The following is a 16043-nucleotide window of genomic DNA, read 5'->3' on the forward strand; positions in this document are numbered from 1 at the left end:
GGCGCAGATTGCTTACTTTTGAGGAGTGAAACAGGCACTCCTGATAGTTCTGGCATTGATTGTCCCGATACTGACGCGTGGGCAGATCAATGTATCGTCGCAGATGATGGATGCGGTGGGTAAGGGGCAGGACGTGGTGAACCGAGTGGACGGTGCTGTAGATACGATGGCGAAAGAGGCCCGCCGTGTGGGGGCCTTTCTCAGTCGGGACCTGAACCAGACCTTCCACAAGCTGACGCGGAACAAGTTCTCTGAATGGAAGATCACGCTGAACACCGCGCTGACGACCAACTCGTTTATAGGACCGGATGCAGGCGATCTGGTAACCGTGGCCGACTACAATGACCTGCGCACGCTGAACCCTTTCTGGCTGGTGTATACGCCGCAGGGCATGGGCTCTATTTCGGGTCTGCTGCTGATTGACAACTTCATGATTACCGGGCGGAAACTGCTGCATCCTGACCGCCGTAACTTCTATTCCTTTTCGCTGGGAGTGGGCTCCATCACAAAGAAATTCCGCTTCAGCGATCCCCTGATTTTCGACACCCAAGGCGGAAACCTGTCCATCTACCCTGATGAAGACCCTGCGCACGGGTATGCGACGTCGACAAAGCCGATTGTGCTCCCGTACTTCACGAACGACTTCTGGTCGAACCGGAAGTCGAAACTGACGCTGACATATCTGCGGGTATCGGCGGCGGCGGGGGCGCACCTGTGGAACGAGAAACTATCGGTGGAGCTTGGGACGCTGGTTGATATCTACCTGTTTGGCAAGCACAAGCGGATATTTGAGGAAAACGGGGAGCGGCAATATATCTACACACCTGGGAGTGACATGCCGATAGAGCCCGTTCAGTTGGGCTTTTTCCTGCGACTGGGCTACAAGCGGTGGTACATAGACTACCACCAGATGGTGACGCCGATGTTTGACGCCAACCGCGGCCCTGAAGTGTATGCGAGGGGTGTGACGCTTGGGCGGCGCATTTCGCTACAGAAGCGCAACCAGCGCACCACCAGTGAAGGCGTGAATGTGAACTGGAAGCGCCTGAAGTTCTGGCAGAAGCCCAACCCCGCTCCGAAGCCAGCCCAGCCCCAGCCGCGTCCTGCCGGAAAACGCTGATACCTGGTAACGGCAGCCAGCACATGCAACACACCCGTGCCTGTGCTGGTGTGGTACGCTGCCAGATGCCATCCTCCAGAAACAAGAACTGCCTGCCGGGAGAACCCAGCAGGCAGTGTGCAAGTTGAGAATCGAAGCAGCTGTCAGGCGTTGAGTGCCTCGGCGCCGCTGACGATTTCGATAAGCTCCTTGGTGATGGACGCCTGACGCGCCTTGTTGTACACCAGACGCAGCTGGATAAGCAGGTCGTTGGCGTTCTCTGTGGCGTTGTCCATGGCCATCATACGGGCAGCATGCTCGCCCAGATTGCTTTCCAGAATGGCGCGGTAGAAGCGGGTCTGGAGAATCATGGGGATGAGGCTGGTGAGGATTTCCTCGCGGCCGGGCTCGTAGATGTAGTCGGCAGGCTTGATGTCGGCCTCGGTGGGTACCTGCACGGGCAGGAACTGCTCGCTGACACGGTTCTGCGACATGACGTTCTTGAACTCGTTGAAAACGAGCTCAACGCGGTCCCACTCGCCCGCAAGGAAGCCGTTCATGACCATGTCAGTCACCTCGAGCACGGTGGCAGGGGTGAGGTTGGCATAGACATCGAAGTTGCGGTCTTCGACCATTTTGAAGCCGCGCTTCTTGAAGAAGTCGAAGGCGCGCTTACCAATGGCGAGAACCTCCAGCTTGCCCTGGGCATGATGGTCGGCAAACTTTTCCTGAATGGTGACGAGGCCCTGCTTGCAGATAGCGTTGTTGAACGCACCTGCCAAGCCGCGGTTAGAAGCCACCACTACCACCAGCACCTTGTTGACCACGGGGCGCTCCTCGGCGTAGGGGCTGCTGAACGCTGCACCCTCGAGGCTGGCAATCACGCGGAACATGAGCTCATTGAGCTTGGCTGCGTAGGGACGGAGGCGCATCAGGTTGTCCTGGGCCTTACGCATCTTGGCCGCCGAAACCATCTTCATGGCCTTGGTGGTCTTCTGCGTGGTCTGGATCGACTTGATCCGCGATTTAATATCCTTCAGGCTGGGCATACCTTATGGAAAAAAGGAGCCCCGGGTGGGGCTCCGGTTTTCAGAAGATTAGTTGGCGAAACGTGAAGCAGCTTCAGCAGCGGCAGCTTTCAGCACACCTTCGATGGCACCGTCGAACTTGCCCGCTTTGATGGCGTCGAGGGTGTCGCGGTGGCTGTTCTGCAGGATGGCGGTGTACTCCCTCTCCCAAGCCTTGACCTGGTTCAGGGGTACGCGGTCGAGCAGACCGTTAACGCCGGCATATACGACCGCCGTCTGGAATTCGACGGGCATGGGATCGTACTGGGCCTGCTTCAGAAGCTCTACGTTGCGCTGGCCCCGGCTGAGCTGACGCATGGTAGCAGCGTCGAGGTCGGAACCGAACTTAGCAAACGCTTCGAGGTTGCGGTACTGAGCGAGTTCGAGCTTCAGCGAGCCGGATACCTTCTTCATGGACTTGATCTGTGCGCTACCACCTACGCGGGATACGGAGATACCTACGTTGATAGCGGGGAGCACGCCCGAGTTGAAGAGATCCTTCTCGAGGAAGATCTGACCGTCGGTGATGGAGATAACGTTGGTCGGGATGTAGGCCGACACGTCACCTGCCTGCGTTTCGATAACGGGGAGCGCGGTGAGCGAACCGCCGCCCTTCACGAAAGATTTGAAGGAAGCGGGGAGGTCGTTCATCTGCGATGCGATGGCATCGTTCTCGATGATCTTGGCCGCGCGCTCGAGGAGACGGCTGTGCAGGTAGAATACGTCGCCAGGGTAGGCTTCGCGTCCGGGGGGACGGCGGAGGAGCAGCGACACTTCGCGGTAAGCAACTGCCTGCTTGGAGAGGTCATCATAAATAACCAGTGCGTGGAGGCCGTTGTCGCGGAAATATTCGCCGATGGCAGCACCGGAGAACGGAGCAAAGAACTGGAGCGGAGCGGGCGCCGAAGCAGGAGCAGCCACGATAACAGTGTACTCCATGCCACCCTTCTCTGACAGGGCGCGCTCGATCTGCTTGATGGTAGAAGCCTTCTGACCGCAGGCTACATAGATGCAGAATACGGGAGCGGCCTTCTTCATACCCTCTACATCGCCCTTGGCCTTGGCGGCTTTCCAGGCTTCGAAAGCAGCCTTCTGGTTGAGGATGGTGTCGATCAGAATGGCGGTTTTACCGGTCTGACGGTCACCGATCACGAGTTCGCGCTGGCCACGGCCGATGGGAATCATGGCGTCGATAGCCTTGATACCGGTCTGGAGGGGCTCAGCCACGGGCTGACGGTAGATAACACCGGGGGCTTTACGCTCAAGAGGGCTTTCTACAAGCTCGCCAGCAATGGGGCCCTTGCCGTCGACGGGTTCGCCGAGGGGGCTGATGACGCGGCCGAGCATACCCATGCCTACCTTGATCGAAGCGATGGTGCCGGAGCGGCGCACGGTGTCGCCTTCCTTGATGCCTTCGGACGAGCCGAAGAGTACGGCACCTACGTTGTCTTCTTCCAGGTTGAGCACCATGGCCTTCATGCCGCTTTCGAACTCGATGAGCTCACCGGCAGAAACACTGCTGAGGCCGTAGATGCGAGCGATACCGTCGCCCACCTGGAGGACGGTGCCAACCTCTTCGAGCTGCTGGGCGTTCTTGAAGCCCGAGAGCTGCTCGCGAAGTATGCTGGATACTTCGTCAGGACGTACTTCGATCATATTTTCTCGATGTAGGGGTTGTCAGAGAATTGCTTTTGGATGCGACGGAGGGCGCTTGCTACGCTGCCGTCAAAGAGTTTGTCGCCAACGCGGACGACGATGCCACCGATGAGCGCGGGGTCTACGACTTCGGAGAGGACGACGGTGGTCTTCATCTCCTTTTCGACCTTCTCAATGAGGGCTTTGCGGTGGTCGGCAGAGAGTGGCGTTACAGAACGGACTTCTACCGGAGTGCGGTTGTGGGCGGTGTTGTAGAGCTCCACATACTCGCGGGCAATCTGCCAGAGCACGCCTTCGCGGCCGCGGCGCACGATGGCATCGATGTACTGGGCAGTGAGGCCGTCTACCTTTCCACCGAGGGTTTTGGCCAGAATGGCGGCCTTGCGCTCGGGCGAGAGGAGGGGCATATTCAGAAAGCTGCGCAGCTCGGCGCTTTCCTTCAGCAGCTGCTGGAGCCCCTGAAAGTCAGACAGCAGGGCTTCGGCCTTGCCTTGTTCTTTCGCCAGTCCGTAGATGGACGAGGCGTACCGTTTGGCAATACGATCCTGCAGCACGGCCTTAGTTGAGTTTGAGGTCGTTGATAGACTGCTGGATGAGCTTCTGGTGCTCGCCGTCCTTGCTCAGCTCCTTCTGCACGAGCTTCTGGGCGATTTCCAGTGCCAGGTTTCCGGCAATGTTCTTGATTTCGGTGACGGCCGCCATCTTGGCATTGTAAACTGCCTGTTCGGCTTCCTGCACCTTGCGGGCATACTCCTTGCCAGCCTGCTCCTTGGCTTCGGCGAGGATACGGTCCTTCATGCGGTTTGCCTCAGCGAGAATCTCGGCGCGCTCATTGCGGGCCTCGAGGAGGAGTTGCTCGTTCTGGCTGGTGAGCTGTGCCATTTCGGCACGGGCCTTTTCTGCCTGGCTGAGCGCATCTTCAATCCCCTTCTCACGCTCTTTGAGGGCGGTGAGGATGGGGCCCCATGCGAACTTCTTCACGAGGAAGAAGAACGTCAGGAAGATGAGGACTGTCCAGAAAAACAGGCCAAAGGAGGGGGTTACGAGTTCCATATCAGGTCGCTAACGCGGGATGATGCTTTTTCTAGTTCCTGTAACGCTTGGGAGATTGCTGTACGGGGCCAGACCAACCGTCTGGCCCGTGCAGCAGTTTCGTTTGCGCCAACGCGCACCGCCTTACTTAACGGCGATGAGCAGACAAACTACTTCACCGAACAGGGCAACGCCCTCGATGAATACAGCCGTCAGGATGGCAACGCCGCGGATGTCACCAGCAGCTTCGGGTTGGCGGGCGATCGACTCGGCAGAGTTGCCAGCGATACGACCGATACCCATACCAGCGCCGAGGGCAACGATGCCAGCGCCGATAGCGGCACCCAGGTGGCCGATGCTGGTGGTAGCTTCGGCAGCAGCTTGAAGGAGCGTCATAGGAATATGAAAAAAGGATTGAAAACTAGGTTGGGGATGGTCAGTGGGCGTGTTCGTGACCGTGGTCGTGGTGGTGCTCTTCCAGCGCCATCCCGATGAAGATGGAGGTGAGGAGCGTGAACACATAGGCCTGAATGACTGCAACGAGCAGTTCGATGCCCATGATCATCAGGGTGAAGGCAATGCTAAGGGGTGCGATGCCAGCGGCAGCGAACACACCAAAGCCTGCATTCATTATGAAGATGAGGCCAACGAGGGCGAGGATCATGAAGTGACCACCGACGATGTTGGCGAAAAGACGCACCATCAGCGAGAAGGGCTTGGTGAAAAGCCCCACGAATTCGATGGGCAGGATGATGAACTTCATTGGTACGCTGACACCGGGATACCAGAAGATGTGAGCCCAGTAATCTTTGGTGCCGCTGAACTGTACGATGATGAAGGTGAGGACGGCCAGCGCGCAGGTAAAGTTGATGTTACCAGCGATGTTGCTGTTGAACGGCGTGAGGCCGAAGAGGTTGGAGAACCAGATGAAGAAGAACAGCGTGAGCAGGTAGGGCACGTATTTCTCGTGCTTACCGTGCATGTTGGGCTTGGCGATGTCGTCGCGAACGAAGACGATGATAGGCTCGAAAAGGCTCTGGATGCCTTTGGGAGCCTTTCCGGAGTTGCGCTCATAGCCGCGGCGCACTGCCAGCAGCACGATGAAGAGCACAATTGCCACGATGATCATCTGGAGCACCGACTTGGTGATGGAGAAGTCGATGGCAGACTCGTTCTGGTTGAGCGGCTTGACGTTTCCGTATTTGTCAATAGCATAGCCGTGCTCAGCAGCACTGGCAGTCTTTTCTTCCAGAGAGTGGCCGTGGATGGAGAACACCTCGAGACCCCGTACGCTGTGGTACATAATGTAGGGGAGGTGGATGGCCACGGGCGCAGGATGATGCCCGCCGGTCCAGGCGGCAGGGATGTCAGTAATGTGCCACTCGTGGCTGTCGAGGATGTGACCGAAGAGAAGCTCCTTGACGTCGAGCTTGCCCTCGCCGTGGGCTTCGGCATGTTGCAGATGCTCGGGTGCGGGCATCTGAATGGCTGCGGAGTCGGCGGCGGTCGGCGTATGGGATGCGCTTTCCTGAGCCTTTGCAGGAGTTATCAACACCGACAGCAGAAAAGCGAGAACTGCTGCGAAACGTGCGGAAATCTGCGTCTTGGCGGGGTTCATGAAGCTGGAAAACGCGGTTTTTTTGAAACGGCCCGCAAGTTATGAAGCAGTGTCCACACTTCAAAAACCGTAAAAAGAAGATAAGCGGAAAAGTAGCAAACGACGAATGGAATGGCGTATTCAATGTTCGTAAGGGCTATAATGCCCACGAAAGCGATACTTAAAAATAGTTTCAACAAACTGGCGCTGAGAATGGCGGTGGTAAACTGCCGGGGGTTTTTGGTGAGGGCGCGGTTGTTGAGGACGAAGGCCAGCCAAGTGAGTGCGGCGGCGTAGACCACCCCGATGAGGGAGATGGTGCGTGCCTGAATGGGGGCTGCCTTAATATATAGGTATCCAAACCAGACAGCAGCCAGGGCCACCGCAAGGAACAGCAGAAGCCAGAGGAGAAACTGGCGGGCGGTAATCATGGCGCAAAGGTAGGGGAAAGGGTGCAAGTGGGAATTACCGCAGGCGATTGGCTACTGCGACCAGCGCCAGCATGACAGGCACCTCGACAAGCGGGCCGATGACCGCTGCAAATGCAACCTGCGACGCAATGCCAAAAACTGCGACGGCAGCAGCAATTGCCAACTCAAAATTGTTGCTGGCAGCAGTGAAGGCCAGCGCCACAACCTGAGGACGGCCAAAATGCAGGCGGCGGCTGAGCCACCAACTGGCAGCAAACATGAGGACGAAGTACAGAAGGAGGGGTATGGCCACCCGAAGCGCCAGAAGGGGGACCTCAACCAAGTACTGCGCTTTCAGGCTGAACATCCATACGATGGTAAAAAGCAGTGCCCACAAGGTGATGGGTGCCAAAGGTGCCGCAATACGGCGCACATAGGCGGCATCTCCCAGCGCTTTCCTGCCAATAGCGCCTATGAGCAGGCCGGCGGCGAAAGGAATACCCAGGAAAACAGCGGTGGCCACGGCAATGGTCTGGAAAGTGACCGAGACCTGCAGGGCCTGCATGCCGAGAGTGGCGGGCAGCCATGTGGCAAACAGCCATGTAAAGAGACCGTAAACGACCAGCTGAAACAGACTGTTGAGCGCAACCAGCGCCGCCGCCAGGTTGTTATCGCCATTGGCGAGTTGTGTCCAAACGATCACCATCGCGATGCATCGTGCCATACCGATGAAAATGAGCCCTGTGTAAAGTTCTGGACTGTCGCCAACAAAGAGCATTGCGAGCGAGACCATCAGCAGTGGGCCCACCAGCCAGTTGAGAAAGAGACTGGTCAGGAGTATACGGCCGGAATGGAAAACAGAAGACAGTTCGGCAAAGCGAACCCTGAGGAAGGGCGGGAGCAGCATGAGCATGAGGCCCAGCGCCAGTGGGGCCTGTATGCCTGCAATGGTCCCAAATGGCAGATTGTGCAGTAACTTTGGGGCCATTAAGCCCAATACCAGACCAAGCGCCATTGCCAGGACAATCCAGAGCGACAGATAGCGGTCGGTAAAGGAAAGTCGATGCTGCATACCAGATGTCCTTTTTAAAAAAGCCCGGCACCACGAATGGCACCGGGCGGTGGAAATGGAAAGAAGAGACAGGTTACATGCCCGCGGCCACTTGCTCAATGACGTACATGAGTTCACCGGCAATCTGGCGCGTGCGGAGGTCGTAGGTCTGGGCCTCGTCGGGGGTACCGTCGGCGACCTTGGGGTCTACGAAGGGCAGGGCAATGCGTGCAAAGGCACCGGGCACCGCCGGGCAGGCGGCATCGGCCTCGGAGCAGACCATAACTGCGACAAAGGGCTTTCCGTCGGCTACGGCATCAGCGATGACCTTGCTGTACATCTGCTGTGGCGGCAGGCTTGGCAGTTGCAGCTGATAGACCGGGCCTCCGTTCTCGCGCTTGGTGTCAGTGGGCGCAACCGAGAAGCCCGCGCGGTTGAGTGCAGCCACCGCCCGCTCGTTGAAGGCTGTGGCTTCGGTTCCTGCACTGGCCGTAGAGATGCCGGATACCCTGTGATACTTCGCGGCCGCCAACATAAGCACCTCGGACAGCTGGCTTCGGCGCGAGTTGTGCGTACAGACAAACAGTACGCGGGCCTCCCCCCTCTCCTTGCTCAGGCGCAGGATATGACTGGCCAACAGGTCGAGGGACTGCTGCCGCTCGGGCGAGAGCGTAACAGACTTTCGGGCCTGTAGAAGCCACTGTGCCTGAGGCAGAGAATCGGCAGGGGGGGTAGCCAACATCAGTAGAGGGAAGAGAAGCGTCACCATATATATAAAGGTATGGGGGGGGTCAGCAGCAGCCAGAACCGGGAGCACACGCTTCGCCCTTCTTCCAACCCTTGACGGTAATACTGAGAATGGGCTCGGGTGTGGCAAAGTAGGCGTCAACCTGTGGCTTGGGCAGATACTGCTCGAGGATGTCGCGGGGCACTTCGATAACACGGCGCTTGACAACCTCGATGCGATCGAAGCCAACTTCGTGGAGCAGTGACAGGTAGTCCTTTTCCAGAATGGCACCCGAGACGCAGCCAGCGTAGAGCTCGGCTACCTGCTTCATTTCTTCGGGAAGCGGCGCGCCCAAGACGATATCGGAGACACAGAAGTGCGCGCCGGGCTTGAGGACCCGAAGCATCTCGGCGAAGGCCTGCCGCTTGTTAGGGACGAGGTTGAGGACGCAGTTGGACAAGATGACGTCGATGCGATTGGGGCCGATGGGCAGGGCCTCGATGTCGCCCTGGCGAAACTCGACGTTGTTGTAGCCCAGCTTCTCGGCATTGTCGCGGGCCTTGTCGATCATGGCAGGGGTGAAGTCCACGCCGATAACCTTGCCGGACTCACCGACGGTGCGGCGGGCCACGAAGGCGTCGTTGCCGGCACCGCTGCCGAGGTCAAGAACTGTCTGGCCGGGTTGCAGGCCCGCAAACTGGGTGGGTATGCCGCAGCCGAGCCCAAGGTCGGCGTCCTGCACATAGCCTTCCTGAGTGGTGTAGTCTTCGGCCATGATGTTGTAGACCTCGGTGGAGCAGCCAGTAGCGCCGCAGCAACTGGCCGCGTTGGCGTCTTTATCCTGCAGGGCAATCTGGCTGTACTTCTCGCGTACGATGTCTTTGAGGGCCTGGTCGGTGTTCATGGTGAGTGGAAATTGAGGTGAGTGAAAATGAGTGTGAGTGAGTGAGTGAGTGAGTGCGGTTGAATCAGCAGCAGGAGGCGTCTTTAGCGCTTTCTGCAGGAGTGCAGCAGGTCTGCATGAAGGGTGCGAGGGCCGACTGAAACGCAGCGAAAACCTCAGGATTGATGCAGTAGCAGGTGTTTTTGCCTTCTACGGTGCCTTGTACGAGGCCAGCATCCTTGAGGGCTTTGAGGTGCTGCGACACAGTGGCCTGTGCCAGCGGCAGCACTTCGACAATTTCGCCACAGACGCAGGCATTGCGCTTGGCCAGTTCCAGCAGGATGGCGATGCGTGCGGGATGGCCAAGGGCCTTGCACCAATCGGCCAGTTGCTGAGCTTCTGGGGTGAATGCTTCTTTCTTCGTGACTGCCATGCCACAAACATATATCGTTTATCGTAATTATACGATATGAAAGCGTAAAAAAGTAATAAAAAGCTGTATATCAACGATTTAAAAATCGAATTGGGCAATCTGGGTGCTGGCAAGGATATTGCGGCATGATGCGCATGCGCCTACTGACTGTCATTGCCCTGCTGGGGGCGGCCTCCCTGCTGAACATACCTTCTACCAGCGCCCAGCGTGGTGGGCCCATCCCCGTACGGTGGCAGACGGCGGCAGGCGGATCGGCGACAGACGTGGCCTACCACCTGCAAAACCTGCCGGGCAATCTGGTGATAACCGCTGGGGCTACACGCAGCAACGACGGTATGCTGCAGCACCGCGAGGGGCTGGACTTTGACGCCTGGCTGGTGAAGCTGAACCTGGACGGCGACGTGCTGTGGCACCGCACCTATGGCGGCAGCGACCATGATGTGGCAAAAGTAGTGCGTGTGCTGCCCGATGGCGGTTTTCTTTTCGCAGGCTATACCCAGAGCCCTGGCCTGACGCACGGGGGCCGCGACATATATGTGGTTCGCACAGATGCATTAGGCGAAATAAAGTGGGAGAAGGCCTTTGGCGGGCCTGGTAACGACGAAGCCAAAGTGCTGCTACTGCTGCCGGATGGCAACTTTCTGGTGGCGGGCGAAACAGGGTCGCTGGGGGGCGATGTGAAACGCAACAAAGGCGGAATAGACGCCTGGGTGCTGAAACTGGATCCGAATGGCAACCTGCTGTGGGACCGGACCTATGGCAGCCCCGGCAACGAAGCCATACAGGCCGCGGTGGCCCTGCCCGATGGCAAACTGGTGTTTGTGGCTACGGCGGATCAGTCGGGCGTGGAAGTGCCGAACCTGCACGGCAAAGTGGATGTATGGGCGTTTCAAACACAGCCAGACGGCAGCATCATATGGTCAGCGGCCTATGGCGGCAGTGGCAATGACGAGGCGCACAGCATAGCCCAGGGCCTGAATGGAAAGCTCTACATAGCAGGAACGACCTTCTCCATTGACGGCGATGTGAAAGGCGCACTGGGAGAAGGCGACCTTTGGGTGATACAGATAGAAACCACCGGGAAACTGACCTGGAGCCGGAACTATGGCGGCCGCGGCGACGAAGGCGCCAACGCCATCAGCGCAACCAAAGACGGGCACCTGCTAGTGACGGGCATGGCGCGCTCGCGCGACGGGCTACGCACGGAGTTCAAAGGCGTATTTGACGGCTGGCTGCTGAAGCTGGACCAGCAGGGCGGCGTAGTGTGGCAGAAGTCGATGGGAACGTTCCAGAACGACGAGTTTTTCAGTGTGCTGGAAGCGCCAGAAGGCCAGTACATTGTGGCAGGACAGGCCGGCGGCAACGACGTGGACCTGCTGGAAGTGACCACCTACGGCGGCAACGACCTGTGGGTAGCCTGCGCCACCGACCCCATAGACCCCAGCAAACCCAAGCCCGTGGTAACGCCCCCACCCACCGTGCTGCTGGGCTATGTGTCAGACAAGGCGACTGGCAAAACACTGGATGCCGAGATTACGCTGATGGACCAGGCGACGCACAACCCCATCCGGAGCGTGAAGATGAAAGCCGGGGGCGACCCGTACCAGTTTCTGCTGACGCGGTACAACGACCTGTCGGTGGCGGCTGTGGCGCGGGGCTTTATGCTGTATTCGCAGCCGTTGCGGTTTGCGCCCGACCAGCTGGGCACGCAGATACGGCTGGATATAGAACTGAGCCCGATCGCGAAGGACAGTTCGATAAACCTGTATGACCTGTACTTCGACGAGGGAAAGTCGGCGCTGAAGGCCGCCAGCACGCAATCGCTGAACCTGCTGCTGCTGTTTCTACAGGAAAACCCAAGCCTGCGGGTGGGCATCTACGGCCACACGGATGGCGTGGGCCAAGGCGACGCCGAGCTACAGCTGTCGCGGTACCGGGCGGAGGCAGTGAAGTCGTGGCTGCAACTGCACGGCATCAACCCCACCCGACTGGAGGCGAAGGGCTTTGGCGGGAGCAACCCCATTGCCGACCCCAGCACGGAAGAAGGGCGCCTGCTGAACCGCCGAGTGGAGATACGGATTCTGTAGGGCGCACAAGACACGCCCACAAATGAAAACGGGCTGCCAGTGGCAGCCCGTTTGGGTATGGCTATCCTGAAGGGGACTAGACTTCGTGTTCGAGGGCAAAGCCTTCGAGGTAGTCGGCGACGCGGCGAACGAAAGCGCCACCCAGCGAGCCGTCGATGACACGGTGGTCGTAGCTGTGGGAGAGGAACATCATGTGGCGCACGGCGATGACATCGCCCGAGGGGGTTTCGAGCACGGCAGGCTTCTTGCGGATGGCACCCACAGCGAGGATGGCGCACTGCGGCTGCAGAATGATGGGGGTACCCATCACGTTGCCGAAGGTGCCCACGTTGCTGAGGGTATAGGTACCGCCCTCGAGGTCGTCAGGGGTGAGCTTGTTGTTGCGGGCGCGGTTTGACAGGTCGTTGACGGCCTTGGCCAGCCCGGCGAGGTTCATGGAGTCGGCGCGCTTGATGACGGGCACGATGAGGTTGCCAGAAGGCAGGGCCACGGCCATGCCTACGTTGATGTCCTTGCGCACGAGAATGCGATCGCCATCAACAGCCACGTTCACCATGGGGTAGTCGCGGAGGGCACGGGCCACAGCCTCCATGAAGATGGGGGTGAAGGTGAGCTTCTCGCCGTACTTCTTTTCGAAAGCCGCTTTGTTGCGCTCGCGCCACAGGACGATATTGGTGACGTCGGCCTCGACGAAGGAGGTAACGTGGGGCGACACATGCTTGGAGTACACCATGTTCTCGGCGATCATCTTGCGCATGCGGTCCATTTCCACGACGTCGTATTCGCCGGAGATGCTGAAGGACTTGGGCTTGATGCCGGGAACAGAACCCGAAACACTGGTGGAAGCCGAAGCAGCAGCCTTGGGGGTTTCGACAGGGGCGCTGACGCTGGGCATGGGACGCTCCATGACGGGGGCCGAAACCGTAGCGGCAGGAGCAGACTGTGCCGCAGGGGCAGCTACCTTGCCCGACTTGACCTGGGCAACGTAGTCGAGGATGTCTTTCTTGGTAACACGGCCCTCGGAGCCAGTGCCGGGAATGCGGGAGAGGACATCCATGGAGATGCCTTCCTGCTGGGCGATGTTCAGGACAAGGGGACTGTAGAAACGGCCGCCCTGGGGCTCGCCCAGAATGGTAGCAGCCATGTTGCTCTGGTGAGAAGCCGAGAGGGCTTCGGCACGGCCGGTTTCGGCGGGTGCTGTAGCGGCAGGAGCCGAAACAGGGGCAGCAGCTGGGGCCGGTGTGCTGGCAGCAGGAGCAGCGCCAGTGGCAGCCTCGGTATCAATGACGGCAATGACCTCACCCACAGGCACCACGTCGCCTTCCTTGAAGCGGACTTCGGCCAGGACGCCGCTGGCAGGGGAGGGCACTTCGGAGTCAACCTTGTCAGTCGCGATCTCGAGCACGGTTTCGTCAGCCTGGATCCGGTCGCCCGGCTTCTTCACCCAGCGGATAATGGTCGCCTCCATGATGCTCTCGCCCATCTTGGGCATGATCAGGTCGATACGGGCCATTGCGTATGGTTGTTGAGGTTGAGGGGATTAAACAGGAAGTTGACCTGCGTGAGGCGCAAAAGTACGAAAGAATCCCTGCGGCTCGGAGGGGATTGGAGGGGTTGCCGTGGTTAGCGACTCCCAAGAGGGTGCTTCACGGCTATGAAACCGGTTTCCAGAAACAATCAGGGTGGCCATCAGGGTGAAAGGCAGGCGTGGTCAGGCCAATTTGCGGTACAGAAGGGCCAGGGCCGCCATGATGGAGCGTTGGAGATTGCGCTCGCGGCTGGTGGGGCCACTTTCAAAACGGAAGCTGCGGGCCAGAGTACCCTCTGGTGTATGTATTCCCACCCAGACCAGTCCCACAGGCTTTTCAGGAGTACCACCGTCGGGCCCGGCAATACCTGTGGTGGAGATACCAACATCGGTGGAAATCAATCGTGCAACACCCACGGCCATCTGCTCTGCGGTGGGCTGAGACACTGCCCCATGAGAAGCCAGCGTTTCGGCGGTGACACCCAACTGGGCCTGCTTCACTTCATTGGCATAGGCCACCACACCGCCTCTGTAATACGCAGAAGACCCGGGCACCGAGACAATGGCTGCCCCTACCCCGCCGCCTGTGCAGCTTTCGGCGGTAGCGATGGTCCACCCTTTCTGTTTCAGAAGCCTGCCCACTGCAAAGGCCAGGGTTTCGTCCTGTTCTCCATAGATGCCGTGTCCGAGGAGGTCGCGCATCTGCTGGAGAGTGCTGTGAAAGCGGGGCTCGAGCCTGGGCTGATCGGCGCGGGTGCAGCGGAGTGTCAGCCGAAGGTCAACATTGAGCAGCCCCGGGTTATATGCCAGGAACAGTTCGGGCGGGAGGCTGCGCTCAATGGCTTCGAGTTGAGTAGCGAGTTCGCTCTCGGGTATGGCGGCAGTGCGCAGGGTATGCTGGAGGATGCAGCCCATGTCGTACTGCTGTGCCAGAAACGGCAGTACGTGTACTTTCAGGAGATGCTGCTGCTCATACGGCACACCTGGGAAGGCAAAGACATGGCGCTCTATACCCTTCCAGCTGGTGGTGAAATGAAGGCCGGGAGCAGTGCCGACGTCATTGGAGAGGATGTTGGCGTTGTTGGGCTGAATGGCCTGACCGCGGTTTCGCTCGTTGAGGGTGCGGCCGCGTGCGGCGAGCAGAGCCTCAAGATGTGCGAGAGTGGGTTGGTGCAGCACGAGCGTGCCTCCGAAAAAGTCGGTGAGCACCGGCTTGGTGAAATCGTCGTCGGTGGGGCCCAGGCCGCCGCTGAACATAACGACTTCTGAACGATTGAGGGCGTCCTCAAGGGCCTGGCGCATAACAGAACGGTCGTCTGGCACAACGGAGACGCGTGCCAGGGGTATGCCCAGAGCTGTAAGCTGGCGACCCAGCCACTGGGCGTTGGTGTCGGCGATCCGGCCATTGAGGAGTTCGTTGCCTACGGAAATGAGTTCGGCCTGGGGCATAGTGCAGTTTAGCGAGGAACGCCAAAAAGGGCAAAAGGGTGCGGCAGCAGCAAGCAGAAAAGAGTCAAGATTTTATAAGTTCGCCTTATGAATATCAAGTTCGCCGTTCTAACTCTTCTCTCCTGTCTGCTACTCGTGGCCTGCGGCGATAGTGTATCGCCAGAAGCTACCCCAAAAGGGTTCGTGTATTGGACCGACATCCGTGGATATGTGTATCGTGTGTCGGAGAATGGAGGAAAGGTTGATACACTGCACAGCGGCTTGGATGGGCCAGAGCGGCTGGCGCTCGCAAGAGATAACCAACAGCTGTTGATTATGCATTCGCATGGGGCACCCCACTTTATTACACAAGCTTCACTGACGACAACTGACGACCACCGGCAGTTGATAGATGAATACAGCAGTCCCGCAGTAATAGGATTTCATTCCGGGATAACTGCGGGAAAAGAAGGCGACTTTTGGGTAACTTCCTACGCATCCAACGAAATGGAGCTTGGCGTTTATATCACAAAATATAACATAAAAAATACCAATCCTGTGAGAATATTAAATCCTGAGTATTTACCAGATGACAATATTCACGATGGAACATTAGTATCCAATTATGCAGGAACAAAACTATATTTTGCAAGTCGGCATAGATATAGTTCCATTCGGCAAAGAATTCATGAAATCAACAGTGATGGCAGTGGAACCTCGCGACTTGTCTGCGATATAATATATGATACAGACATAGTCTCCATGACAATAGATGAAGTAAACCAGCGATTGATATTTTTATCAAGAGACGAGATTATTTCCAGCATAAATATGGATGGCACTAATTTGCAGGAGATATTCAATACAGCAGGTATGGATATAAGGGATATTGCCTATGGGTCTGCCAAAAAAAGAATTTACATGACTTCAGGTTCAAGTGCAAAAGCGATACATTATATCGAAGCACTGCCGGGTGCTCAACTGGAAAGTTTAACACTGCCGGTTTACGGACGTTCATTAGGTATTGCCGTGTACTAAGCAGGGC

The 16043-nt window shown here is 58.0% G+C and carries 16 protein-coding genes; 3 read left to right on the forward strand and 13 right to left on the reverse strand.

The window, feature by feature from the left end:
• Window positions 1–25 precede the first annotated feature (25 nt).
• Window positions 26–1120 carry a hypothetical protein gene (locus AC2D8O_RS00270; RefSeq protein WP_484676772.1) on the forward strand — a complete coding sequence of 365 codons (1095 nt, stop codon included), beginning with the start codon at window positions 26–28 and terminating at the stop codon, window positions 1118–1120.
• 143 nt (window positions 1121–1263) lie between these two features.
• On the opposite strand, the gene atpG is transcribed toward AC2D8O_RS00270, so the two are convergent.
• The 11 genes from atpG to AC2D8O_RS00325 all read right to left on the reverse strand — a co-directional run bounded on the left by atpG (window position 1264) and on the right by AC2D8O_RS00325 (window position 9955).
• Complete coding sequence (atpG, locus tag AC2D8O_RS00275) at window positions 1264–2148, reverse strand: ATP synthase F1 subunit gamma (protein WP_484676773.1); 885 nt, start codon at window positions 2146–2148, stop codon at window positions 1264–1266.
• Between the two features lie 48 nt (window positions 2149–2196).
• On the reverse strand, window positions 2197–3822 hold the full coding sequence (gene atpA / locus AC2D8O_RS00280; RefSeq protein ID WP_484676774.1) for a F0F1 ATP synthase subunit alpha: 1626 nt from the start codon (window positions 3820–3822) through the stop codon (window positions 2197–2199).
• On the reverse strand, window positions 3819–4376 hold the full coding sequence (gene atpH / locus AC2D8O_RS00285) for an ATP synthase F1 subunit delta (protein ID WP_484676775.1): 558 nt from the start codon (window positions 4374–4376) through the stop codon (window positions 3819–3821). Before atpH ends, atpA begins: the two co-directional genes overlap by 4 nt.
• A gap of 4 nt (window positions 4377–4380) precedes the next feature.
• Window positions 4381–4875: a F0F1 ATP synthase subunit B gene (atpF, locus tag AC2D8O_RS00290; protein ID WP_484676776.1), complete on the reverse strand. Its 495-nt coding sequence runs from the start codon at window positions 4873–4875 to the stop codon at window positions 4381–4383.
• A 123-nt stretch (window positions 4876–4998) separates the two neighbouring features.
• Window positions 4999–5250, reverse strand: a complete 252-nt coding sequence (locus AC2D8O_RS00295) for an ATP synthase F0 subunit C (protein ID WP_484676777.1) — start codon at window positions 5248–5250, stop codon at window positions 4999–5001.
• 40 nt (window positions 5251–5290) lie between these two features.
• Complete coding sequence (gene atpB, locus AC2D8O_RS00300) at window positions 5291–6472, reverse strand: F0F1 ATP synthase subunit A (RefSeq protein WP_484676778.1); 1182 nt, start codon at window positions 6470–6472, stop codon at window positions 5291–5293.
• Window positions 6469–6882: a hypothetical protein gene (locus AC2D8O_RS00305; protein WP_484676779.1), complete on the reverse strand. Its 414-nt coding sequence runs from the start codon at window positions 6880–6882 to the stop codon at window positions 6469–6471. The genes atpB and AC2D8O_RS00305 overlap by 4 nt, the downstream gene beginning before the upstream one ends.
• Window positions 6883–6916: 34 nt before the next feature.
• Window positions 6917–7933: an ACR3 family arsenite efflux transporter gene (gene arsB / locus AC2D8O_RS00310; RefSeq protein ID WP_484676780.1), complete on the reverse strand. Its 1017-nt coding sequence runs from the start codon at window positions 7931–7933 to the stop codon at window positions 6917–6919.
• 73 nt (window positions 7934–8006) lie between these two features.
• Window positions 8007–8681 (reverse strand): arsenate reductase/protein-tyrosine-phosphatase family protein, encoded by a 675-nt coding sequence (locus AC2D8O_RS00315; RefSeq protein WP_484676781.1) that lies wholly within the window; start codon window positions 8679–8681, stop codon window positions 8007–8009.
• Between the two features lie 22 nt (window positions 8682–8703).
• The gene (locus AC2D8O_RS00320) at window positions 8704–9543 is read right to left on the reverse strand and encodes an arsenite methyltransferase (RefSeq protein WP_484676782.1); all 840 of its coding nucleotides are present in this window, start codon (window positions 9541–9543) and stop codon (window positions 8704–8706) included.
• A 64-nt stretch (window positions 9544–9607) separates the two neighbouring features.
• On the reverse strand, window positions 9608–9955 hold the full coding sequence (locus AC2D8O_RS00325) for an ArsR/SmtB family transcription factor (protein WP_484676783.1): 348 nt from the start codon (window positions 9953–9955) through the stop codon (window positions 9608–9610).
• 134 nt (window positions 9956–10089) lie between these two features.
• On the opposite strand from AC2D8O_RS00325, the gene AC2D8O_RS00330 reads away from it, so the two are divergent.
• Window positions 10090–12042, forward strand: coding sequence for an OmpA family protein (locus AC2D8O_RS00330; protein WP_484676784.1), 1953 nt, complete (start codon window positions 10090–10092; stop codon window positions 12040–12042).
• Window positions 12043–12118: 76 nt separating this feature from the next.
• Here AC2D8O_RS00330 and AC2D8O_RS00335 read toward each other — a convergent pair whose 3' ends face one another.
• Together AC2D8O_RS00335 and AC2D8O_RS00340 are read right to left on the reverse strand one after the other, a co-directional pair.
• Window positions 12119–13555, reverse strand: coding sequence for a dihydrolipoamide acetyltransferase family protein (locus AC2D8O_RS00335; protein ID WP_484676785.1), 1437 nt, complete (start codon window positions 13553–13555; stop codon window positions 12119–12121).
• A gap of 198 nt (window positions 13556–13753) precedes the next feature.
• Complete coding sequence (locus tag AC2D8O_RS00340) at window positions 13754–15019, reverse strand: competence/damage-inducible protein A (protein WP_484676786.1); 1266 nt, start codon at window positions 15017–15019, stop codon at window positions 13754–13756.
• 87 nt (window positions 15020–15106) lie between these two features.
• On the opposite strand from AC2D8O_RS00340, the gene AC2D8O_RS00345 reads away from it, so the two are divergent.
• Window positions 15107–16036, forward strand: coding sequence for an SMP-30/gluconolactonase/LRE family protein (locus tag AC2D8O_RS00345; RefSeq protein ID WP_484676787.1), 930 nt, complete (start codon window positions 15107–15109; stop codon window positions 16034–16036).
• Window positions 16037–16043: the final 7 nt, after the last annotated feature.

This window comes from Pontibacter sp. T17, assembly GCF_057219875.1.

What these genes read in the sequence shown, in the direction of transcription:
- atpG (WP_484676773.1), bottom strand. Translation starts at nt 2,148, where the DNA reads ATGCCCAGCCTGAAGGATATTAAATCGCGGATCAAGTCGATCCAGACC.
- atpA (WP_484676774.1), bottom strand. Translation starts at nt 3,822, where the DNA reads ATGATCGAAGTACGTCCTGACGAAGTATCCAGCATACTTCGCGAGCAG.
- atpF (WP_484676776.1), bottom strand. Translation starts at nt 4,875, where the DNA reads ATGGAACTCGTAACCCCCTCCTTTGGCCTGTTTTTCTGGACAGTCCTC.
- AC2D8O_RS00295 (WP_484676777.1), bottom strand. Translation starts at nt 5,250, where the DNA reads ATGACGCTCCTTCAAGCTGCTGCCGAAGCTACCACCAGCATCGGCCAC.
- atpB (WP_484676778.1), bottom strand. Translation starts at nt 6,472, where the DNA reads ATGAACCCCGCCAAGACGCAGATTTCCGCACGTTTCGCAGCAGTTCTC.
- AC2D8O_RS00305 (WP_484676779.1), bottom strand. Translation starts at nt 6,882, where the DNA reads ATGATTACCGCCCGCCAGTTTCTCCTCTGGCTTCTGCTGTTCCTTGCG.
- arsB (WP_484676780.1), bottom strand. Translation starts at nt 7,933, where the DNA reads ATGCAGCATCGACTTTCCTTTACCGACCGCTATCTGTCGCTCTGGATT.
- AC2D8O_RS00315 (WP_484676781.1), bottom strand. Translation starts at nt 8,681, where the DNA reads ATGGTGACGCTTCTCTTCCCTCTACTGATGTTGGCTACCCCCCCTGCC.
- AC2D8O_RS00320 (WP_484676782.1), bottom strand. Translation starts at nt 9,543, where the DNA reads ATGAACACCGACCAGGCCCTCAAAGACATCGTACGCGAGAAGTACAGC.
- AC2D8O_RS00325 (WP_484676783.1), bottom strand. Translation starts at nt 9,955, where the DNA reads ATGGCAGTCACGAAGAAAGAAGCATTCACCCCAGAAGCTCAGCAACTG.
- AC2D8O_RS00330 (WP_484676784.1), top strand. Translation starts at nt 10,090, where the DNA reads ATGCGCCTACTGACTGTCATTGCCCTGCTGGGGGCGGCCTCCCTGCTG.
- AC2D8O_RS00335 (WP_484676785.1), bottom strand. Translation starts at nt 13,555, where the DNA reads ATGGCCCGTATCGACCTGATCATGCCCAAGATGGGCGAGAGCATCATG.
- AC2D8O_RS00340 (WP_484676786.1), bottom strand. Translation starts at nt 15,019, where the DNA reads ATGCCCCAGGCCGAACTCATTTCCGTAGGCAACGAACTCCTCAATGGC.
- AC2D8O_RS00345 (WP_484676787.1), top strand. Translation starts at nt 15,107, where the DNA reads ATGAATATCAAGTTCGCCGTTCTAACTCTTCTCTCCTGTCTGCTACTC.